Annotated in this window: 20 protein-coding genes and 2 tRNA genes; 10 read left to right on the plus strand and 12 right to left on the minus strand. The window is 50.7% G+C overall.

Translation table 11 applies throughout. The annotated features are described in order from the left end of the window. The first annotated feature begins 178 nt into the window (after positions 1 to 178). Positions 179 to 976, plus strand: a complete 798-nt coding sequence (nudC, locus tag AC8GE9_RS00325; protein ID WP_506675136.1) for an NAD(+) diphosphatase — start codon at positions 179 to 181, stop codon at positions 974 to 976. Between the two features lie 19 nt (positions 977 to 995). Here nudC and AC8GE9_RS00330 read toward each other — a convergent pair whose 3' ends face one another. The 3 genes from AC8GE9_RS00330 to AC8GE9_RS00340 all read right to left on the minus strand — a co-directional run bounded on the left by AC8GE9_RS00330 (position 996) and on the right by AC8GE9_RS00340 (position 3,867). Next, complete coding sequence (locus tag AC8GE9_RS00330; protein ID WP_506675137.1) at positions 996 to 2,000, minus strand: asparaginase; 1,005 nt, start codon at positions 1,998 to 2,000, stop codon at positions 996 to 998. Positions 2,001 to 2,083: 83 nt separating this feature from the next. Then, positions 2,084 to 2,866, minus strand: coding sequence for an enoyl-CoA hydratase/isomerase family protein (locus AC8GE9_RS00335; protein ID WP_506675138.1), 783 nt, complete (start codon positions 2,864 to 2,866; stop codon positions 2,084 to 2,086). 50 nt (positions 2,867 to 2,916) lie between these two features. After that, complete coding sequence (locus AC8GE9_RS00340; protein WP_506675139.1) at positions 2,917 to 3,867, minus strand: AEC family transporter; 951 nt, start codon at positions 3,865 to 3,867, stop codon at positions 2,917 to 2,919. Between the two features lie 105 nt (positions 3,868 to 3,972). Here AC8GE9_RS00340 and AC8GE9_RS00345 point away from each other — a divergent pair, with 105 nt between their 5' ends. Then, complete coding sequence (locus AC8GE9_RS00345; RefSeq protein ID WP_506675140.1) at positions 3,973 to 4,437, plus strand: GNAT family N-acetyltransferase; 465 nt, start codon at positions 3,973 to 3,975, stop codon at positions 4,435 to 4,437. 132 nt (positions 4,438 to 4,569) lie between these two features. On the opposite strand, the gene AC8GE9_RS00350 is transcribed toward AC8GE9_RS00345, so the two are convergent. Further along, positions 4,570 to 4,654 (minus strand) — tRNA-Leu (locus AC8GE9_RS00350). 45 nt (positions 4,655 to 4,699) lie between these two features. Here AC8GE9_RS00350 and rnr point away from each other — a divergent pair. The 7 genes from rnr (at position 4,700) to AC8GE9_RS00385 (ending at position 11,793) form a co-directional block, all read left to right on the plus strand. Next, positions 4,700 to 7,189 (plus strand): ribonuclease R, encoded by a 2,490-nt coding sequence (rnr, locus tag AC8GE9_RS00355; RefSeq protein ID WP_506675141.1) that lies wholly within the window; start codon positions 4,700 to 4,702, stop codon positions 7,187 to 7,189. Between the two features lie 10 nt (positions 7,190 to 7,199). After that, positions 7,200 to 7,940 carry a 23S rRNA (guanosine(2251)-2'-O)-methyltransferase RlmB gene (rlmB, locus tag AC8GE9_RS00360; RefSeq protein WP_506675142.1) on the plus strand — a complete coding sequence of 247 codons (741 nt, stop codon included), beginning with the start codon at positions 7,200 to 7,202 and terminating at the stop codon, positions 7,938 to 7,940. Positions 7,941 to 8,007: 67 nt separating this feature from the next. Next, positions 8,008 to 9,249: a cystathionine gamma-synthase family protein gene (locus AC8GE9_RS00365; protein WP_506675143.1), complete on the plus strand. Its 1,242-nt coding sequence runs from the start codon at positions 8,008 to 8,010 to the stop codon at positions 9,247 to 9,249. A 275-nt stretch (positions 9,250 to 9,524) separates the two neighbouring features. Next, positions 9,525 to 9,797, plus strand: a complete 273-nt coding sequence (locus tag AC8GE9_RS00370) for an HU family DNA-binding protein (RefSeq protein ID WP_506675144.1) — start codon at positions 9,525 to 9,527, stop codon at positions 9,795 to 9,797. Between the two features lie 106 nt (positions 9,798 to 9,903). Beyond that, positions 9,904 to 9,979 (plus strand) — tRNA-Val (locus AC8GE9_RS00375). Between the two features lie 42 nt (positions 9,980 to 10,021). Beyond that, entirely contained in the window at positions 10,022 to 10,696 is a 675-nt protein-coding gene (locus tag AC8GE9_RS00380) for a response regulator (RefSeq protein ID WP_506675145.1), read from the plus strand. 5 nt (positions 10,697 to 10,701) lie between these two features. Continuing rightward, a complete protein-coding gene (locus tag AC8GE9_RS00385; protein WP_506675146.1) occupies positions 10,702 to 11,793 on the plus strand; it encodes a sensor histidine kinase in 1,092 nt (363 codons plus the stop codon). Between the two features lie 67 nt (positions 11,794 to 11,860). Here the strand turns inward: AC8GE9_RS00385 and AC8GE9_RS00390 are convergent, their stop codons facing one another. The 3 genes from AC8GE9_RS00390 to AC8GE9_RS00400 are packed head-to-tail and all read right to left on the minus strand — an operon-like array spanning position 11,861 to position 15,279. Further along, positions 11,861 to 13,081, minus strand: a complete 1,221-nt coding sequence (locus AC8GE9_RS00390) for an argininosuccinate synthase (protein ID WP_506675147.1) — start codon at positions 13,079 to 13,081, stop codon at positions 11,861 to 11,863. Between the two features lie 53 nt (positions 13,082 to 13,134). Continuing rightward, positions 13,135 to 14,079: an ornithine carbamoyltransferase gene (argF, locus tag AC8GE9_RS00395; protein WP_506675148.1), complete on the minus strand. Its 945-nt coding sequence runs from the start codon at positions 14,077 to 14,079 to the stop codon at positions 13,135 to 13,137. A 21-nt stretch (positions 14,080 to 14,100) separates the two neighbouring features. Next, positions 14,101 to 15,279, minus strand: coding sequence for an aspartate aminotransferase family protein (locus tag AC8GE9_RS00400; RefSeq protein ID WP_506675149.1), 1,179 nt, complete (start codon positions 15,277 to 15,279; stop codon positions 14,101 to 14,103). Positions 15,280 to 15,416: 137 nt separating this feature from the next. On the opposite strand from AC8GE9_RS00400, the gene AC8GE9_RS00405 reads away from it, so the two are divergent. After that, entirely contained in the window at positions 15,417 to 15,725 is a 309-nt protein-coding gene (locus tag AC8GE9_RS00405) for a DUF3579 domain-containing protein (RefSeq protein ID WP_506675150.1), read from the plus strand. A 13-nt stretch (positions 15,726 to 15,738) separates the two neighbouring features. Here AC8GE9_RS00405 and AC8GE9_RS00410 read toward each other — a convergent pair whose 3' ends face one another. The 5 genes from AC8GE9_RS00410 to adk form a co-directional block, all read right to left on the minus strand. After that, positions 15,739 to 16,692: a 2-hydroxyacid dehydrogenase gene (locus tag AC8GE9_RS00410; RefSeq protein ID WP_506675151.1), complete on the minus strand. Its 954-nt coding sequence runs from the start codon at positions 16,690 to 16,692 to the stop codon at positions 15,739 to 15,741. 154 nt (positions 16,693 to 16,846) lie between these two features. Then, positions 16,847 to 17,110, minus strand: a complete 264-nt coding sequence (gene rpsT, locus AC8GE9_RS00415; protein ID WP_506675152.1) for a 30S ribosomal protein S20 — start codon at positions 17,108 to 17,110, stop codon at positions 16,847 to 16,849. Positions 17,111 to 17,229: 119 nt separating this feature from the next. Further along, positions 17,230 to 18,816: a murein biosynthesis integral membrane protein MurJ gene (gene murJ, locus AC8GE9_RS00420; protein WP_506675153.1), complete on the minus strand. Its 1,587-nt coding sequence runs from the start codon at positions 18,814 to 18,816 to the stop codon at positions 17,230 to 17,232. Beyond that, positions 18,813 to 19,571 (minus strand): 3-hydroxyacyl-CoA dehydrogenase, encoded by a 759-nt coding sequence (locus AC8GE9_RS00425; RefSeq protein ID WP_506675154.1) that lies wholly within the window; start codon positions 19,569 to 19,571, stop codon positions 18,813 to 18,815. The genes murJ and AC8GE9_RS00425 overlap by 4 nt, the downstream gene beginning before the upstream one ends. Positions 19,572 to 19,588: 17 nt before the next feature. After that, entirely contained in the window at positions 19,589 to 20,239 is a 651-nt protein-coding gene (adk, locus tag AC8GE9_RS00430) for an adenylate kinase (protein ID WP_506675155.1), read from the minus strand. Positions 20,240 to 20,320 lie beyond the last annotated feature (81 nt).

Consider the following 20,320-nt stretch of genomic DNA (forward strand, 5'->3'; position numbering starts at 1 on the left):
TTTGATACGTTCGGTTCATGACGACGCCCGCTAAATATACCTTTATTCTAAAAGGTTTCGTGCGCTCATACGCATCAACTTAATACAAGCCTTGTGAATCATCAACCCAGAATACAATGATGTTAAACAATCCATGCTTACTTTAAGCGTTTTAAAAAGAATTTTCACGAGACACGAGATGAGCGAACTAAGTTACTGGTTGATTCGATGTGGTAATCAGGTGCTGATATCTGTTGACGAGCAAGGCAGAGAGGCCTTTCCCAAGGCAAGTCACGAAGACTTCAGAGATTTCGGCGATGCTTTGAAGATCGGGCACTGGAATGGTGCAGTCTGCTATGCCGTCGAAACAGATAATATTCCTCAGCACATCATCGGCGAGTTACGACCCGTACGCAGCTTGTTTGCTTCGGCGGGCCCCGAGGTTTTTGCTTTGGCCGGACGAGGTACGCAGTTAATCGACTGGCAGAAAAATCACCGTTTTTGTGGCCATTGCGGTAAGCAGACCGTAATGAAAAAAACGGAAATGGCACTCGAGTGTCCAAGCTGTCGACTCGTTGCCTATCCCCGTATCTCTCCGGCTGTGATGGTACTCATTGAGCGTGGCGACGAGTTGATGTTAGCGCGTAGCCCTCATTTCCGTCCTGGTGTATTCAGTGCCTTGGCTGGTTTTGTCGAGCCTGGTGAAACCCTAGAGCAATGTGCAGTTAGAGAGGTTCGAGAGGAGGTCGGCCTTGAGATTGCCAATCTTAGGTATTTCACCAGTCAATCCTGGCCTTTCCCCAACTCTCTCATGATTGCATTTTTTGCAGAGTATGCTGGAGGTGAAATCACTCCTGATCCTAGCGAGATCGAGGCGGCGGGTTGGTTTTCTCGAGAAGCTTTACCACCCTTGCCAGACCACGTCAGCATCGCTAGGCAGTTAATTGATGCTTCGTGTCGGATCTATACTGCGCAGCGACTATACACTGCGCAGTAAGGCATCACTTGTTTTTGGCTTAGTACGTGTCAAACATGCGCTGAATTTCTGCGCGATTCTTTGTTTTTGATAATCCGAAAGCCAAAAGTATGCGCGTCTTTTGAGGGGTGAGGTTGTCGGCTTGAATAAACCCGGCTGCTCTCATTTTGCTTGGTGCAAAGGTGCGTCCAGAGCCCGCCCGGGACGAAATAGCCACGATTACGCCCTGTTTGACTGCGGCTTGCATGGCGATAAACTCTTCTGGTGAAAGCAATCCTGGTGCAAAAGCGGCGCCGACAATGCCTTGAGCGCCCGCATCGATAAACGCTTGCACCGCAACGCCATCACCGCCCGAATAACTATAGGCAATATCCACGCGAGGACATTGTGCGATGGCTCTCAGATCAAACTCGGTGTCTGGCGTATGACGACGCGTAAGACTCCTATAGATGACAATGCGATCTCCATCGACATGCCCAAGCGCACCAAAATCTGGTGATTTAAACGTTTGAAGTCTTCCATTCGATGTTTTGGTGGCCTCGCGCGCGGACTGAATTTCATCGTTCAAACAGACAAGCACGCCAAGATTGCGCGCCTCTGGGCAGGCTGCTAAGCGAACAGCGTTATAAATATTCATACCCGCATCAGTCGACAATGCGCTGGCCGGGCGTTGCGAGCCGGTCAGTACAACGGGTATCTCTGTCTTAAGACCAAGATTCAGGGCGTAGGCGGTCTCTTCCAACGATGAGGTCCCATGCAAGATCGCAATGCCTGCCAGATCGGGGTGGTCAGCGACGAGTGTGCCGATGACTTCGGCAAGTTTTTTCCAATGCGGAAAACTGACCGCTGTTGAAAGTAGTGTGTCGAAAGCCACTGGGATGATATCGGCAACAGTTTTAGCTTGAGGAAATTTATCCAGCATCCCGTGTGCGCCAAGTCTTGTTCCAGTCGAGCTGTATTCAAAAACATCGAGTTCACCGAGGGTGCTGAGAGACGTAATCGTGCCACCCGTACTAATCAAAGCGACTTTTGGTTTTGTTGTCATGTGCATTTCTTTAAAATATTTTTTATAAGTTTAACGCTATGGTTAATTTTTTTTTTAATTCCTTTCGTATGTTTGAAAAGGCTTTAACGACCTTTAAAAACAGCCTTTCGTTTTTCCTTCCAGGCCGCTGCACCTTCCTTGATATCGTTAGACCGTTCGGAATGCAGCACCGCTTGGTTGATGGAGGCTTCGTCCAACAGTCCTCGCGCAATGAGATTCAGATGTTTTTTGATGCCCAGCAGTGCAAGTGGCGCCATGCAGGCCAGCTGCTGAGTCAATTGATCGACGTGCGTATTCAAGTCCTCGGGGCTAACCAGTTCCGTTAAAAATCCGATTTCTTTCATTTCCACTGCTTCGATTTTCTCTGCTGTCAAAAAGAGTCTTTTGGCATGATTCAGACCTAAGCGCGTGACATAGCGCACCATACCACCGGGATAAAAATGTAGCCCGAGTTTTGCTGCTGGCATAAACATATTTGCAGTCGTGCTCCCCACACGAAAATCACATGCTAAACAAAGGTCTGTGCCACCGCCATACACGCCGCCATTGATCGCTGCAATAGTGATGGGTCTTGCTTGCTCGATCAGGTCGACTGTTTCACCGAAGTAGAGAGACGAGGGCGCACTCTCTGCTGCAAGTGAGGAAATATCGTAACCACTACAAAAATATTTTCCTTCTGCGATAAAACGCAACACCAATACCTGTGCTGCGTGATTGACGGTGTGGATGTGTGATTGGATGATCGCGAGATCTGAGGGACTCAGACGATTGGCATAGCTAGGGTTGCAAAGGCGTATCGTGGCGATCGCACCCTCAATAGTCAGCTCAGGCGAGGTGGCTGTGATAGCAAGTGAGGGTTCTGACATGGTGAGCGCCTAGAGAGATATTTGGTAAAGTTGTATGGTTTAAAAGTGATTCAAAGCTCTTGGCTGATCCAGGCGACAAGTATCGAGATCGTGACGACGGATAAAACAGTTGAGACCAGAATGGCGCGTGCGCTAGCCGCAGCATCGCGTTGATAGAGCTGGGACATCATAAAGGGTCCGGTACCAACAGGAAGTGCTGCGGCCAAGATCGCGACCAGCGCCCATATTTTAGGCACATCAAAAACAACTAAAACTAAAAGAGCGGTGAGGGCAGGCTGGAACAAGAGCTTGAACAGGACAATGCGCATCACTTCGGGGCCTGCGCGTTGCTCAGAGGTCTGTCCGAGAAAAAGTCCGATTGCGATGAGGGCGCAGGGTGTTGATGCATCACCCAATAAACTGATGTAACGCATGGCGGGTGAAGGCATCGGCCATTGCATAAATGACCACAGCACCCCTAAGATTGGGGCGACCAACAGTGGATTGCGCAACATCGAGAGGAGTACTTTCTTAATGGCAGGCACAACGCCAGCATGATCGAGTCGTTGTAGTTCGGCCAGCATAATCGTCACGGCAAACAGCAAGGAAACGGTAAAGACCGCTGTAATAACGGAGGGCGCTAACCCAGACTTGCCAAACACCATTAAGCAAAGCGGGATGCCCATAAACCCAGCATTTCCATACGCGGCACTCATGCTGTTAATGAGTCTGTCCAGTGGTGGAATGTGTTTGTCACGTGAGACAAGGGCGTATAAGCCAGCCGTGCCAAACATCCCTAAGGCAAACGACCAAAAAAACCCTGGCTGAGCGAGATCTGAAAACTGAACGTTCGACATGACGTCAAAGAGCTGGGCAGGTAAGGCGAGATAAATCACAAAACTGTTTAAGCCCTCGCGGCTGGTGTGGCCCAGTAAATTGCGCTTTGCGCAGGCCCATCCCGTCAGGATGAGGGCAAACACTGGAAAGGCAGCGTCGATGACCGCAGCAAACATAACCAACATATTGAGAAATTAAAGGTTTCCAAGTGTAGCGCGATGATGCAATGTTCAAGCACTCAGAAGCAAGCTCCGCCATAATATACAAATAGTCTTTCAAAGGATTTCTACGTGAAAAACGACAATTTTCAAGCGCATCCGGGGACGGTTTACGTGCAATTAGGAACTTGGTCCGATTTAGGCGTCCGCGCGAGTGCGATTCGGTTTGAGGTGTTTGTCGAGGAGCAACAGGTACCGATTGCCGAAGAGCTCGACGCAATGGATGCTGAGTGTTTGCATGCCTTGGCATTTAGTCATCAAGGCGTGGCAATCGCGACAGGGCGCCTGCTACCGTATGGCCACATTGGACGCATGGCAGTCAAGCTTTCTGAAAGAAAAAAGGGTGCCGGCGCGGCTGTTTTACAAGCTTTGGTTGAGGCGGCACAGGAGAGAGGTTTTAAAGAGGTTGTTCTGGGAGCCCAACTTCATGCCAAAGATTTTTACTTAAAACAAGGATTCGTCGAGTTTGGGGAAGTGTTTTTAGATGCCAATATTGAACACGTTATGATGAGAAAAGAACTCAATGCGCGTGCTTGATAAAAAAGCTCTGCTGTTGAGAGCAGATAATAAAAAACCCCAAAATCTAATAAAAGAGTTTTGAGGTGAATTATTTTGCTGAAAAACAGTAGAAGATCATTAAAGCAGCAGGTATTTTGCTTTACACTTCTATGGTGCCCAGGAGAGGACTCGAACCTCCACACCTTGCGGCACACGGACCTGAACCGTGCGCGTCTACCAATTCCGCCACCTGGGCCTATCTGTACTTCAGAAGCACCGAATTATAAGCGAGATTCAAACTTTGGCAAATCGCCTTCCTCCCCATTCAAAGAACGGTCGCCCTAGCGCAGCCACTCCAGAACTGCTCCCTGACTTTGACCCGGATGTTCCAAGTCGTGAAGAGATTTTAGAGTCATTGCGTACTGCGCTCGTGCCGCTTTCACCCGAAGACCTCGCAACGCGACTTGGCCTTGAGTCTGCAGAAACCCTCAAGGGTTTTGATCGTCGAATCGCAGCGATGGAGCGCGACGGTCAATTGCTGCCAAATCGGAAAGGCGTGCTTTTGCTCGCGAATAAGCTTGATTTTGTTGCAGGGCGTGTGCAGGGACATCGCGATGGCTTTGGATTTTTAGTGCGCGATGGAGGAGGTCCAGACCTCTTTTTATCACCGCGTGAAATGCTCAAGGTGCTTCATGGCGATCGCGTTCTGGTCAAGCCAACGGGCGAATACCGTGGTAAGCCTGAGGCCACCATCGTTGAAGTGATTGAGCGCCGTACCAATCGTTTGGTGGGACGCTTTTTAAACGAGCGAGGGATGACGATCGTGGTGCCTGAAGATCAGCGCATCAAGCATGACGTGTTGATTCCTCCTGGTGATACAGGTGGCGCTCAACATGGCCAAGTCGTATCTGTCGATATTATTGAGCAGCCCACGCGCCACACACAGCCTCTTGGTCGCGTGGCGGAGATTCTTGGTGAAATCGACGACCCCGGCATGGAAATTGAAATAGCCGTGCGCAAGTTCGATGTACCAGTCGAGTTTTCTGACGCCGCTTTGCGTCAGACTGATAAATTGCCAGATGCTGTTCGCAAACAAGACCTCAAAGATCGTGTTGATTTGCGAGATGTTGCATTTATTACGATTGATGGTGAAGATGCGCGTGACTTTGATGATGCGGTGTATTGCGAAGAGGTCGATCTAGGTTCCGGACGTAAACGTCCGGCTTGGCGTTTACTGGTTGCGATTGCGGATGTCAGTCACTACGTCAGACCTGAAGACGCGTTAGATATTGACGCGCGCACACGTGGAACGAGTGTTTATTTTCCTCGCCGTGTGATCCCTATGTTGCCTGAAAAGCTCTCCAACGGTTTGTGCTCGCTCAAACCAGAGGTCGATCGTCTGGTTTTAGTGTGCGACATGGTGATTCCACTGACGGGCGCCAAGGCAGGAACAGTCGCGGCCTATCAGTTTTACAATGCGGTGATTCACTCGCAAGCGCGGACAACCTACAACCAAGTATGGGAGACCTTGCAGCAACCGCAAGGTCCTACGGCCCGCAGTCTTTCTCATGTGATCCCGCAAATTCAAGGCCTGCATTCGGTTTTTCAACTCCTTCAGCAGTCCCGAAAGACGCGTGGTGCGATTGATTTTGACACCGTTGAAACCAAAATCGTTTGTAACGAATTAGGACGTATCGAAAAGATTATTGGATTGGTACGAAACGATGCGCATCGCCTGATCGAGGAATGTATGTTGGCCGCCAATACCTGTGCCGCTGACTTCATGATGCGCAGCAAGCATATTGGTCTTTATCGTGTTCACGAAGGGCCTACCACGGACAAGCTCAAAGCCTTGCGAGAGTTTTTGCGCACGCTTGGTTTGAGTATTGGGGGTGGCGCCGAGCCAAGCGCCAAGGACTATGCTGAATTACTAGACAAGGCGCGTGCCCGACCTGACTATGCGCTGCTTCAGACCATGTGTTTGCGTTCGATGCAGCAGGCGATCTATGGTCCTGACAATATGGGTCATTTCGGACTCTCCTATCCAGCTTATACCCACTTTACTTCGCCGATTCGCCGTTACCCTGACTTGCTGACGCATAGAGTCATCAAAGCATTACTCAAAGGTGAGCGTTATCAGCCTGCGCTGCACGGTTTCGTGGCGGCTCCTGGAGCGACCAAGCAAGAATATGAGCATGATCTGTGGGAGCGTCTTGGTTTGATGCTGTCCGGTACAGAGCGTCGTGCCGATGAGGCTTCGCGCGATGTAGAGGCCTGGCTCAAATGCTGGTTTGTCAAGGAGCGTGTAGGCGAGACCTTTAGTGGCCGCGTCACAGGCGTGGCGAGCTTTGGCATCTTTGTCACGCTTGATACCTTGCACGTCGAAGGGATGGTCCACGTTTCTGAACTAGGCACAGAGTATTTTCAATTCAATGAGTCGCTGCATGAACTGCGTGGTGAGCGTACAGGAATGCGCTATCGTCTGACTGATGCAGTGCAAGTGCAGGTGGCGCGTGTCGATCTAGAGGCTCGCCGCATCGAGTTTCGTCTCGTGACCGGAACTAGTTTTGTTGCGTTGCGTAAAGCTGCCGCGCGTCCTGATGACTCCGTTGCGCGCCGTGTTAAAAAAGCGGCTCCGACTAAACCCGCCGAACTCCAAGGTAAAGTCGCTAGCGTGCGACGCGCTGAAGCAAAAAAAGCAGGTAAACAAGAATCCACGCGTCCGAGCAAAAAAATGCTTCGGGCCTCCAAAAGCGTTGGCGTTAAAAAATCAGCCCGTAAAGGGCGTTAGGAATTGATAGATGGCAGCAACACAAATGCTCGCAGGTTTTCACGCAGTCATTGCGCGCCTTCGCCAGGCGCCTGAATCGATTCGCGAGGTCTATGTCGAAGCGCAACGCAAAGACAAGAGGATGCAGTCTTTGATTGAGCAGGTCAGTCAGGCAGGGCGTCCTGTTCATCTTGTGGGGTCGGATCGACTTGACGGACTTGCCGGAGGCTCTCGGCACCAAGGTGTTGTGGCGGTCGCGGATGCGCGCAAACTAGCCGATGATCTGGATGAGGTGCTGGATGGTGTCGAGGGGGCCGCTTTGCTATTGATTTTGGATGGTGTGACGGATCCGCATAATCTTGGTGCTTGTTTACGAACCGCGGATGCAGCGGGAGTTCACGCTGTGGTAGCACCAAGAGATCGTGCCGTTGGACTGAATACGACTGTACAGCGCGTGGCGTGTGGCGCTGCTGAGTCAGTCCCATACATCATGGTGACGAATTTGGCGCGTACGATGCGTGAACTCAAAGATCGCGATATCTGGCTTGTGGGAACGGACGACCAAGCGCCTGAAGACATACATCAAACTCAAGGTAAACGCTCAATGGGTTGGGTCATGGGTGCCGAAGGCGAGGGCATGCGTCGCTTGACGCGAGAAACCTGTGACGAATTGGTTCATATTCCTATGCTTGGCAGCGTCGAGAGTTTGAATGTGAGTGTGGCGACAGCCGTTTGCCTTTACGAATCAGTGAGGCAACGCAGCATTAAATGATCTTTACGGCAGGATTATTCAATTAAACTGTCGCTCTTTATTCCACAGTTTTTATTGAGTATTCGTCATGGCTAAGCACGGATTTACCACTACGATTTTGCATGGCGACCGCCGATTATCTGTCGAGCATGGTGCGGTCCACAAGCCAATTCACACGTCGACTCAATATGCCTATCCGGATGCGAGGGAGTTGGCTGCCGTGTTTCAAGGCAAGCCGGGCTATACCTACGCGCGTCAAGGAACGCCCACAACGGATGCCTTAGAAAAAAAAATTACGGCGATGGAGGGTGGCATTGCGAGTTTGAGCTTTGCTACCGGGATGGGGGCCTTAGCGGCCTTGTTTACGACGCTTCTCAAAGCGGGCGACCATCTTGTTTCCAGTCAATTTATTTTCGGCAATACAAATAGTCTTTTTGGGACCCTGGAGTTACTGGGCATCGAATTGACCTTGGTGGACCCCACTGACATCTCCGCGGTTGCTGCTGCGATTCGTCCCAATACAAGAATGGTGTTCACCGAAACGATCGCCAATCCAGGTACACAAATTGCCGATCTTGAGGCGATTGGCGGACTGTGCGCCAAGCATGGCTTGATGTATGTCGTAGACAATACGTTGACATCTCCCTGGCTCTTTCAACCAAAATCGGTTGGAGCGACGTTTGTCATGAATTCCCTGTCTAAGCATATCGGCGGGCATGCGCATGCTTTAGGCGGTTCGTTAACCGACACTGGATTGTATGACTGGACTCAATTTCCCAATATCTTAGATGTCTATAAAAAGGGCGCTGTAGCGGGTTGGGGGCTCACTCAAATCAAGAAAAAGGGTCTTCGCGATATGGGCGCTACGCTTTCAGCCGATGCCGCCCATCGTATTGCTGTTGGTGCTGAAACTCTTTCTTTGCGCTTAACCAAAATTTGTAGCAATGCTCAAGCTTTAGCGACCTATCTCTTTAAACACCCAAGTGTTTCAAGGGTCGCGTATCCTGGATTAGCCACCCACCCTCAGCATGAGCGTGCCAAGAAGTTGTTTAACGGTCGTTTTGGCAATTTGATTGCCTTTGAGCTGAAAGAAGGTATTGATAGTTTTGATTTTCTAAACCATCTTGAGATTGTTATTTTAGCGACGCACGTGGGTGACACCCGGAGTCTCGCGCTTCCTGCCGCCCAAACTATTTATTATGAAATGGGTCCTGCTTTGCGTGCGCAAATGGGTATTGCAGAAGGCTTGATTCGATTATCTGTAGGCATCGAAGACGAAGCCGATCTGTTAGCTGATTTCGCTCAGGCTTTCGAAAAGTGTAAAAGCTAAAAAGATTAACGCTCTCATTTTGATGCGCTTTTAACGCAGTTTTCTATTTATCGCTAGTAACGATGTCGATGAACGTCGTTTAGACTCAGTAAAACATGCCATTTTCTTACATTCAAGTAAGTTGCGGCTTATACGATGATTTTTTCTTGACAGCCGCAGCATACCGAGGCTTAATATAGACACGTGCTGTATTGGTTTAATTGCACTTTTTTTCGGTTTGGCACGGATAAAAATAAACTCCGGCTTTTTTTAACACCATCTGAGGTATCTAGAATATGAACAAAACAGAATTGATCGATCACATCGCCACCAAGGCTGACATTTCTAAAGCGGCCGCCGGCCGTTCACTTGATGCGATGATTGCTGCTGTCAAGACAACCCTTAAAAAGGGTGGCACTGTAACACTCGTTGGTTTCGGCACATTTGCTGTGACAGCACGCGCTGCTCGTACGGGCCGTAACCCACGCACCGGCGAAGCAATCAAGATTAAAAAAGCAAAAGTGCCTAAGTTTCGTCCAGGCAAAGCACTGAAAGAAGCAGTTAATTAATACGCACTTTTAGTTGCTTAAAATATGCGGTTCGCTATAATGCGAACCGCATTTGTTTTTTTGCTGTGTTGGCCCCTAGTTTTTGCCTTTCATTGAGAAACGCACGGGGTGCTTAGCTCAGTTGGTAGAGCGGCGCCCTTACAAGGCGTAGGTCACAGGTTCGACCCCTGTAGCACCCACCAATCACAGCCTCTTAAATCCATACTGAGAGTAAAATCTCCAGTATGAGAGTTTTATTGATAGAAGATGATGCGACCTTAGGTCGAGCGCTACAAGAATTCTTGACAGGTCAGGGTTACGCTGTTGACTGGCTTGCAGAGGGACAGCGCGCGCTAGTAGCCATCAAAAACTACACCTATGATCTCGCAGTTCTAGATCTCAATCTTCCCGATCTTGACGGTTTAGAAGTTTTAAAGTCCTTCCGTCGAGAGGGGCGCTATCTTCCGGTGTTGGTTTTAACTGCGCGTGATGCCCTCGTAGACCGTGTTGCCGGCCTGGATGCTGGAGCGGATGACTACCTATCAAAACCCTTTGAATTAGACGAGCTTGCGGCACGTTTGCGTGCCTTCGCGCGCAGACATCACGGCGCTGTTGTGCCTGTGATCGAGTACGGTTCGCTCAGTTTTGATACTGTCCATCGAGAAGTGCGCGTGGCGGGCGAGTTGTTATCGGTCTCGGTTCGCGAGCTCTCAGTGTTGGAGATGCTGATGTCGAGAGCTGGCAAAATCGTGACCAAGCAACAAATTACGCAAGCGCTTTCTGCTATGGAGGCAGACTTTAGTGAAAACGCTGTCGAGGTCTATGTTTATAGATTGAGGAAAAGGCTCGAGGGAATGGGCGTCGCCATTAAAACCGTCAGAGGTTTTGGATATATGCTTGAACAAGAGTCCTCGGAGTAGGTCTCATGACGTTCTTTCCCGCACCAGGTTCTCTAGCTAGGCTGCTGATAATGCGCCTATTGCCGCCCATCATTGCTTTAGTGTTGTTGGATCAACTGCTCACTTGGTTGATTTCCCACAAACTCGATAGCGACGAATGGCAGCGAGAGGATATTTTTTGGCTCATGATTTTTGGTCAAACGATTCTCATAGCTTCGTTAGTTTGGGTCGTCATCAGCGTTGTGAAACGTAGCATGGCCTCTATCCATACCTTATCTGAACAGATCTCCCAAAGATCCGCCGCAGATCTTGGTCGTATGGATTTAGAGGAGTTACCGACAGAGTTTGAGCAGCTTTTGACCCATACCAATGCGCTATTTTCACGCTTAAATGATACGTTCGAAGCACAGAGGCGCTTTGTTGGGCATGCTGCCCATCAGCTTAAAACACCCTTAGCGGGCCTGAAGCTCGAGTCTGAGCTGATGTTGGCCCAGCCTTTACCAGAAGATGTGCGAGAGAGGGCGGAGCGCATCAAGATGGTCACAGATCGCATGATTAGACTCGGTACGCAGTTATTGCTGTTGGCCAGAGTTGATCCCGAGGGGCGTCCGCAAGACCAATTCGTGATGCTTGATTTGTGTGAGTGGACACGCACCTGTGGGGCAGAGTGGTTGGAGCGAGCCAACGGACGCAAAATCGACTTGCAACTCGAGGCACCCGATCATCCTGTTTGGATAGAAGGCGACCCAATTTTGCTCAGAGAGCTATTAGGAAATCTTATAGACAATTCTCTGAGATATGCGCAAGGTGCAAAGCGCATACGCTTAAACGTTAGTGCGACACCGCCTACGTTGTCGGTCGAAGACGATGGTTGTGGCATCAGTGTGCAGGATCAAGGCAGGGTTTTTGATGCTTTTTACCGTGCAGCGGATGCTTTAGAGGGCGGTTCAGGTTTAGGTTTGGCCTTGGTGCGCGAGATTGCACGGGCGCACGGTGCGTGGTGGAATCTGATCAGCGGTCCTCAGATGGCTGGGGTGCGAATCACGATATTGTTTCCTGGCTTGCGCAAAGGCGCTCAGCTCAGTCGTATGGAACGACTCAGCCAGCTTCAACTTTAATGTTTCGTCAAGGCTCGTAGCGTGCTCTAGTGGGTCCCCACGAAAGCACGCCCTTGTCACGCTTGATTTATTTGCGACCTGCGCGGGCTTCGATGCGCATGCGTAACGCATTGAGCTTAATGAAGCCCGCAGCATCTGCCTGATTATAGGCACCGCCATCATCATCAAAGGTTGCGATTCTCTGATCAAAGAGTGTGTCTTTAGAGTCCCGAGAAACGGTATAGACATTGCCTTTGTAGAGCTTGACGCGAACCCAACCATTCACGTCTTGTTGGGTTGTGTCAATCAGGGCTTGTAGCGCACGACGTTCTGGTGACCACCAGTAACCGTTGTAAATCAAGGAGGCATAACGCGGCATCAAATCATCTTTGAGGTGCGCGACTTCACGATCAAGCGTGATAGATTCGATGGCGCGGTGTGCCTTGAGCATGATCGTACCGCCGGGAGTTTCATAGCAGCCGCGGGACTTCATGCCAACATAGCGGTTTTCAACCAGATCGAGACGGCCAATGCCATGTTTGCCGCCAAGTTCGTTGAGTTTTGTGAGAACTTGGGCTGGTGAAAGACGCACGCCATTAAGCCCAACAATATCGCCATGCTCAAATTCAATATCAAGGTATTCTGCTATGTCGGGTGCGGCCTCGGGCGAGACGGTCCAGCGCCACATTGACTCTTCGGCTTCGGCTTTTGGATCTTCTAGGTGGCGACCCTCGAAGCTAATATGGAGCAAGTTGGCATCCATGGAGTAGGGAGCACCACCTTGCTTGTGCTTCATGTCAATCGAAATGCCAGCGTCTTCTGCGTATTGCAAAAGTTTTTCGCGAGAAACCAAATCCCACTCGCGCCAAGGGGCGATCACTTTAATGCCTGGCTCCAACGCGTAATAGCCAAGTTCAAAACGTACTTGGTCATTACCTTTGCCGGTTGCGCCATGAGATACCGCATCAGCGCCGACTTTGCGGGCGATTTCAATTTGTCGCTTGGCAATCAAAGGGCGTGCGATGGACGTACCTAGCAGATACTCGCCTTCGTAGACGGTATTGCAGCGAAACATGGGGTAGACAAAATCACGCACAAATTCTTCGCGTAGATCGTCAATAAATATTTGCTCAGGTTTGATGCCGAACTTAATGGCTTTCGCACGAGCGGGCTCGAGCTCTTCGCCTTGTCCGATATCAGCGGTAAAGGTCACGACTTCGCATTGATAGGTGTCTTGGAGCCATTTTAAAATGACCGAGGTATCGAGTCCGCCTGAGTAGGCCAAAACAACTTTTTTAATATCGCTCATGTGCTGCTCTATGTGTAGAAAGTGAGAATGTTAACCCGTTCAACGGACAGAAACTATATGTCGAGTTGACCAAGCAGGAGGAATTCCATCAAAGCCTTTTGAACGTGCAGTCTATTTTCTGCCTCATCCCAAACTACGCTCTGCGGACCATCGAGAACTTCAGCAGTGACTTCTTCTCCTCGATGCGCAGGCAAGCAATGCATGAATAAGGCATCGGGTGCTGCGCGACTCATCATGTCTTGATCCACGCACCAATCACTGAAGGCCTTGCGACGCTCTTCATTTTCAGCTTCGTAACCCATACTCGTCCAGACATCCGTCGTGACGAGATGTGCGCCTTGGCAAGCCTCATTCGGATCCGTAAATTCTTTAAGGACGGATGCCTCGGCATGAACGACACGCTCGGCTTCAAGTCTGTAACCCACAGGGGCCGAGACATGCAGTTTGAAATCTAACAATTCAGCAGCCTGCAGCCAGGTGTAGGCCATATTGTTGGCATCGCCGACCCAAGCCACAGTTTTACCGGTGATACTTCCGCGGTTTTCGATGAATGTGAAAATGTCAGCCAAGATCTGGCATGGATGAAACTCGTTGGTCAAGCCATTAATCACGGGAACACGCGAATGTTGTGCAAAGCGCTCAAGGCGTGTTTGCTCAAACGTGCGGATCATGACAATGTCTACCATGCGTGACACCACGCGTGCGGTGTCCTCGATGGGTTCTGAGCGGCCAAGCTGTGAGTCGTTGGTGGTCAGATGAATCACAGAGCCACCCAATTGATACATACCCGCTTCAAAGGATACTCTTGTCCGTGTACTGGCCTTTTCAAAGACCATTGCCAAGGTACGGTCATGCAAGGAGTGATGAGGCTGATACTGCTTGAATTTGTCCTTGATGAGCCGGGCTCTGTCCAGAACGTAATGCAATTCAGTGGGTGTGAAATCACTGAATTGCAGGAAATGCCTGAGAGGGCCGTTAGTTTTTGCGGCTTTTGACATGATTTACTCGATGTGAGCGGCTTATTGCTCAGCGTTAAAGGTTTTGATCAAAGGCACAAGGATGTTGACGATTTCATCGGCTTCGCCCTCCGTAATAATCAGGGGAGGCAACATACGAATCACGCGATCTCTCGTCACGTTGATCAAGAGGCCGGCTTCGAGCGCGCGGCCCACCAAGACGCCACAGGGTTTGTCCAACTCAACGCCCAGCATCAGACCCTGACCCCGGACTTCGCGCACGCCAGGCACCCCTTTAAGTGCCTTTTCTAGGGCCGCTTTGAGGTGATTGCCGACCTTGGCTGCATGGGCGAGCAGATTGTCATCCTCCAGCGTTTTAAGTGTCGCATTGCCCGCTGCGCAGACTAAAGGTCCGCCACCAAAGGTGGTGCCGTGACTGCCTGGTCCGAGGACACCGGCAGCGGGACCCCTCGCTGCGATAGCGCCAATGGGAACGCCACCACCCAGGCCTTTGGCCAAGACAACGACATCAGGCAAAATATCCGCCCATTGATGGGCCAGCCACTTTCCTGTTCGTCCAATGCCCGACTGAACTTCGTCGATCATCATGAGCCAACCGCGCTCGTTGCACAGTTTGCGCAGTTCTTGCATGTAGGAAATATCCGAGGGCCGTATGCCGCCTTCACCTTGCAGGACCTCGAGCAGGACGGCAACAACGCGGGGCTCTTTGTCTGCGGCTGCTTTGATCGCGTTGAGGTCGTTATAGGCGACTTTGATAAAACCTTCTGGCAGAGGACCAAAGCCAGTACGGGCTTTTTCGCTATCGGTCGCCGCAAGGGTTCCCAACGTTCGTCCATGCCATGACGACTCCATCGTAATGATCGTGGGGAGGTCGTTGCCTTTTTTGTAACCATAGTAGCGGGCAAGCTTGATTGCCGCCTCGTTGGCTTCGGCACCGCTATTTCCAAACAAAACTTCAGTCATCCCCGAAATCTCGACGATCTTTTGCGCAAGTGCCTCTTGTTCTGGCACTTGGTACAGGTTTGAGGTGTGAATGAGGCGGGCGGCCTGCTGGCTGATGGCCTCGACGAGTTTTGGGTGCCCATGACCCAAGCAAGAAACACCGATACCCGCCATGGCGTCCAGATAACGTCGACCATTGGTATCCCATAGCCAAACGCCTTTTCCATGTGTAAAGGCAACGGGAAGTCGGGCATACGTATTCGAAATGGCAGAGGTCATCGCCGGGGCTCCGTAGTGAAAATGCCCGTCAAGCGGGATCGCGTGTATGGGCGTAAAACATCAATCATATACAATCTTAGTGACAGGCTCATGTTTCAGAAGTTTTTGAGTCTGGTAATCGGCGATACGGGTTATGCATGACATCAGAAGTTCGCTATTTCATCATTTTTGGCCAAACTCAATCCGGCACAACATTTAGACCGAGTGATTGGGCTGAACGCCTTGCGGGCGTCCTCGCTCCCTATCGTCCTGCGGGCACGCTTGGTGGGCATCTTTCCTATTCGCCTTACGCGACTCCGACGGTGATCGATGGCACGCGGTGTGTCGTGATCGATCACCGCTTAAGAGACCTCGAACCGCTTGCCTGGAAATTTGTTCACGACTTTGCGAAAGATAATCTTTTAAAAGTAGAGACCGATTTGATGGTCGATCCCGTTAGACGATAAATCTGCCAGACACCTAGTCAATGGGCGTGAGCACTTTGCCGTGAGAGAAGTAAGAAGCCAGATTGTCCAGCAAAGAGTCTGACATCGCACGGCGCGTTTCATGCGTCGCACTTGCAACATGAGGCATGAGTACAACATTGTTCATGGACTTTAGCCCATCCGGAACGATAGGTTCTTTATCAAAAACATCCAAACCTGCGCCACCGAGGGCCCCTTCTGTGAGGACGCGAACCATTGCAGGTTCATCAATGACTGAGCCACGAGCGATATTGACCAGGATACCTTTTGGCCCCAATGCGCGCAGTACGGGTTCGTTGATTAGACTACGCGTACTAGCGCCTCCAACGGTTGCGACGACAAGAAAATCGCTCCATTTCGCAAGTTCGACCAGTGAGTCAATATAGGTGTAGGGAACATCTGTGCGAGCACGACGGTTGTGGTAAGCCACTTCCATATCAAAGCCTTGTCCACGACGCGCGATGGCTTCACCGATGCGACCGAGTCCTACGATACCCAGTTTCTTGCCACTCACGCGTGTGCCAAGCGTCAGACTACCTTTCTTATTTTCCCAATGATTAGCACGTACAAATCTGTCACCCCATCCAATATTGCGGGCAGCGGCAATCAGGAGTCCCCAAGCCAAATCAGCGACGCAATCATTGAGTACGTCAGGTGTATTGCTAACAATAATTTTTCTAAGTTGAGCGGCATCGACATCGATGGAGTCGTAACCGACGCCCCAACTGCAGATGGCTTTTAGGTTAGGTAGAGCGTTGATCACCTCCGCTTTGCAACCAATGTTTGCAGAGGTGGCGATGACCTCGATGCTATCGGCATGTTCGCGTAAAAAAGCCTGTGGATCAGCCGCTTTCCAATATTGCAGTACGTCATAGCGAGCAGCGATCTCCGCATCTGCGGGAGGGTGTCCAGTAAGAGAGCCAATTTGCAGAATACGTTGCTTAGTCATGAGAATATGTTCCGTCTAGAAAAATATAAAAGCAAAACAGCCCATGAAGGGCTGTTTCAAATACGCACCTAAGAAACAAAAGCCTCTTTTTGTGCAATACGACTACTTGATCATTGACTGATGACAAGCTCTGCAAATAAATGCAGATCGAACATTAAGCCAAAGATTTAATCGCTGCAGACAAGCGGCTCTTATGACGTGCCGCTTTGTTTTTATGAATAATGTTTTTATCGGCAACGCGGTCAATCACGCTCGTTGCTTTTTGGAGAACTTCAGCCGCAGCGGCCTTATCGCCGCTTTCAATCGCTGTGCGCACACGCTTGATAGCGGTACGGAACATCGAACGCAGGCTGGAATTGTGCATGTTAAGCGCCACCGATTGGCGTGCACGTTTACGGGCTTGGGCTGTATTTGCCATGAATAATCTGTCTTATCTTTAAAATGCGCGCCCAGTATGAAGTAATAAAGAGCGCATTTGGTTGAGTTCAGTCAGTTATTCTAGCACTAAGTCCCTGAATTGCAAACCCTATTGACACCCTAATGGGTCAAATTTGGTCTCTCTGTTGCATCCGGGGCTCTTCTAAAGTGTTTAAGACGCATTCCTAGGCCTAATAGTGTCAAGAGATAGCTTACGCCCGCGAGGGTTAAGACCCCCAATAGCCACAAAACTCTGAGCCACGGGGTCGGTTGAAGGGCGACCCAATCAATCTGGGTTGCAGCCAACCCCAAAGGAACCGCCATCACCACCAAAGCACAAGTTTGTCTGAGTAGGAATGCACCCCAACCAGGAGCCGGTTGGTATATTTTTTTGCGTCTAAGGCCAATGTACAGTGCCATGGCATTCAAACATGCACCCACGCCGATCGCGAGCGCTAGACCCGCATGGGCAAGCCAAGGCACCAAAAAGAGATTCATGACCTGAGTCAGAACAAGCACGCCAATCGCAATTTTGACTGGCGTGCGGATGTCTTGTTTGGCATAAAAGCCAGGCGCAAGAATTTTGATCGTCAGCAGCCCCACCAGCCCGACCGAATAAGCCATAACGGCCAATCGCGTTTGGGATACATCCGAAGCATTAAAGGCACCGTAATGAAAGAGCGTCGCGACCAAAGCGTCAGCCATCATGACCATACACAGTGCAGCAGGTAGGCCCAGCAAAAGCATCAGTCTGAGTCCCCAGTCCAGTAAATGGCTGTAGTGCAGCTGCCCCTCAGGTTGAGCATGCGCTTTAGCAAGACTTGGCAAAAGAACCGTACCAAGCGCAACCCCGATTAGGGCTGTGGGGAACTCCATGAGTCGATCCGCAAAGGAGAGCCAGGTCACACTTCCTGGGGTCAGCCATGTGGCAATATTTGTATTGATTAATAGTGAAATCTGAGCCACTGACACCCCCAAGGTGGCTGGCAACATTTGTTTCATGATGCGCCGTACGATCGGGTCACTCAGTGCAGGTTTGACGGGGCCGATCAGGCGAGGTCTGAGTCCAAGTCTACTCAGCGCCCACCATTGAACAGCGAGCTGTGCGAGTCCGCCAAGCATGACGCCTGCTGCCAAGGCATAAATTGGTTTTGAAAAATAGTCCGAAAGCAACAAGCTGCAGCCAATCATTGAAAGATTTAACAAGACTGGTGTAAAGGCCGGGACTGCAAAACGTCGCCAGGTATTGAGAACCCCGGAGGCGAAAGCGACAAGAGACATGCAAATGATGTAGGGGAACATCACCCGAGTCATCCAGACGGCCGAATCAAAATCGGATGCGCGAGTCGGATCCGTTAAGCCGCTGGCCATTGCCATGACGACCCACGGGGCGCCGACCACCCCAACAATCGTTGTGAGGGAAAGAACAAGAAATAAGGTGATGGCCACACGGTCCAGTAAAACCCGAACGGCTTCTGACTCGTGTTGGTTTCTAACTTCACCTAAAATTGGCACGAAGGCTTGCGCAAAGGCACCTTCGGCAAACAGTCTACGCAGTAGGTTAGGGATACGGAAAGCGACCCAAAAGGCATCGCTTAAAGACCCGGCGCCAAACGCGCGGGCAATGATAATGTCGCGTGCCAAACCCGTGATGCGCGACAGCAGAGTGAAACTGCTGACGGTTGCGGCGGCACGCAACAGGCTCATTTTGGTGGCATGCGAATAGCGCCGTCCAGACGAATCGTTTCGCCATTAAGCATTTCGTTGGTGACAATTTGATGGACGAGTTTGGCGTAGTCTTCGGGCCGACCAAAGCGAGAGGGAAAAGGGATGCTGGCTGCGAGAGAGTCTTGAACGGCTTGAGGCATCCCAAACATCATCGGTGTTCCAAAAATGCCTGGAGCGATCGTGACGCATCGGATCCCCAACGGTGCGAGGTCGCGTGCAACGGGGAGTGTCATCCCGACGACGCCAGCCTTGGACGCTGCATACGCTGCTTGTCCAATTTGTCCATCATAAGCCGCCACGGAAGCGGTATTGATCAACACGCCGCGTTCGCCGGTTGGTTCTGCCTTGTTTTTACTCATGGCCTCAGAGGCCACGCGAATCATATTAAAGCTACCGATTAAATTGATAGAAATGACTTTATGAAACATTTCTAAAGGATGTGCGCCATTTTTCCCTACAGTTTTAGCCGCAGGCGCGATGCCAGCACAGTTGATCAAGCCGAAGAGGGGGCCGAGTTCAAGGGCTGCCGCAACGGCAGCGAGAGCATCTTGCTCTTGAGTAACATCGCAATGGATATAGCGTTGGCCAAGTTCCTTGGCGAGCGCTTGACCCGCTTCGTCTTGAACGTCGGCGAGTACAACACGGGCTCCATGCGTACAGAGCATTTTTGCAGTACCCGCGCCCAAGCCCGAAGCACCACCCGTAACGATAAAAACTTTATTGTTGATTTCCATGAGACTGTTCTTGTTGGTTAAACGAGCGCGGCAAAGATATGGGCTTTGATCTCATCGACCGAGCCAACGCCTTGGACCTTGCGGTAGCGTGGGGCTGACGCATCTGCGATGGCCCATGAGGAATAATAATCAATGAGTGGACGTGTTTGATCTCGATAGACCTGAAGGCGGTGTCTCACGGTTTCTTCTTTGTCGTCTTCGCGCTGGACGAGTTTCTCGCCAGTTACGTCGTCCTGTTCTGCGACTTTGGGAGGATTAAAACGAACATGGTAGCTGCGACCACTGCCGGGATGGATCCTGCGCCCACTCATGCGCTCGATGATGTCTTGTTCGGGAACCGCAATTTCAACGACAAAATCAAGGCCGACTTTTGCATGCTTGAGCGCATCGGCTTGCGGAATCGTACGCGGAAAGCCATCGAAAAGATAACCTTTGCTGCAGTCCGGTTGTGTCAGGCGATCTTTGACTAGACCAATAATGATCTCGTCCGATACTAGCCCGCCCGCATCCATGATTTTTTTGGCGGCAATACCAAGCGCAGAACCGGCTTTGACGGCTGCGCGGAGCATATCGCCCGTAGAAATTTGAGGAATACCGAAATGTTCGGTGATATATGCCGCTTGCGTGCCTTTGCCAGCACCTGGCGGACCCAGCAGAATTAGACGCATATGAACTCCCGATACTTTGAGTGATGATTGACAATATTATGCCGCATCGCAGCAGTTGACGCAGTTGGGCTTTTGTGGTGC

It is taken from the genome of Zwartia lucis, assembly GCF_965234455.1.
In the GTDB taxonomy this organism is placed as follows: domain Bacteria; phylum Pseudomonadota; class Gammaproteobacteria; order Burkholderiales; family Burkholderiaceae_B; genus Zwartia; species Zwartia lucis.

What these genes read in the sequence shown, in the direction of transcription:
- nudC (WP_506675136.1), top strand. Translation starts at nt 179, where the DNA reads ATGAGCGAACTAAGTTACTGGTTGATTCGATGTGGTAATCAGGTGCTG.
- AC8GE9_RS00330 (WP_506675137.1), bottom strand. Translation starts at nt 2,000, where the DNA reads ATGACAACAAAACCAAAAGTCGCTTTGATTAGTACGGGTGGCACGATT.
- AC8GE9_RS00335 (WP_506675138.1), bottom strand. Translation starts at nt 2,866, where the DNA reads ATGTCAGAACCCTCACTTGCTATCACAGCCACCTCGCCTGAGCTGACT.
- AC8GE9_RS00340 (WP_506675139.1), bottom strand. Translation starts at nt 3,867, where the DNA reads ATGTTGGTTATGTTTGCTGCGGTCATCGACGCTGCCTTTCCAGTGTTT.
- rlmB (WP_506675142.1), top strand. Translation starts at nt 7,200, where the DNA reads ATGGCAGCAACACAAATGCTCGCAGGTTTTCACGCAGTCATTGCGCGC.
- AC8GE9_RS00365 (WP_506675143.1), top strand. Translation starts at nt 8,008, where the DNA reads ATGGCTAAGCACGGATTTACCACTACGATTTTGCATGGCGACCGCCGA.
- AC8GE9_RS00370 (WP_506675144.1), top strand. Translation starts at nt 9,525, where the DNA reads ATGAACAAAACAGAATTGATCGATCACATCGCCACCAAGGCTGACATT.
- AC8GE9_RS00380 (WP_506675145.1), top strand. Translation starts at nt 10,022, where the DNA reads ATGAGAGTTTTATTGATAGAAGATGATGCGACCTTAGGTCGAGCGCTA.
- AC8GE9_RS00385 (WP_506675146.1), top strand. Translation starts at nt 10,702, where the DNA reads ATGACGTTCTTTCCCGCACCAGGTTCTCTAGCTAGGCTGCTGATAATG.
- AC8GE9_RS00390 (WP_506675147.1), bottom strand. Translation starts at nt 13,081, where the DNA reads ATGAGCGATATTAAAAAAGTTGTTTTGGCCTACTCAGGCGGACTCGAT.
- argF (WP_506675148.1), bottom strand. Translation starts at nt 14,079, where the DNA reads ATGTCAAAAGCCGCAAAAACTAACGGCCCTCTCAGGCATTTCCTGCAA.
- AC8GE9_RS00400 (WP_506675149.1), bottom strand. Translation starts at nt 15,279, where the DNA reads ATGACCTCTGCCATTTCGAATACGTATGCCCGACTTCCCGTTGCCTTT.
- AC8GE9_RS00405 (WP_506675150.1), top strand. Translation starts at nt 15,417, where the DNA reads ATGACATCAGAAGTTCGCTATTTCATCATTTTTGGCCAAACTCAATCC.
- AC8GE9_RS00410 (WP_506675151.1), bottom strand. Translation starts at nt 16,692, where the DNA reads ATGACTAAGCAACGTATTCTGCAAATTGGCTCTCTTACTGGACACCCT.
- rpsT (WP_506675152.1), bottom strand. Translation starts at nt 17,110, where the DNA reads ATGGCAAATACAGCCCAAGCCCGTAAACGTGCACGCCAATCGGTGGCG.
- murJ (WP_506675153.1), bottom strand. Translation starts at nt 18,816, where the DNA reads ATGAGCCTGTTGCGTGCCGCCGCAACCGTCAGCAGTTTCACTCTGCTG.
- AC8GE9_RS00425 (WP_506675154.1), bottom strand. Translation starts at nt 19,571, where the DNA reads ATGGAAATCAACAATAAAGTTTTTATCGTTACGGGTGGTGCTTCGGGC.
- adk (WP_506675155.1), bottom strand. Translation starts at nt 20,239, where the DNA reads ATGCGTCTAATTCTGCTGGGTCCGCCAGGTGCTGGCAAAGGCACGCAA.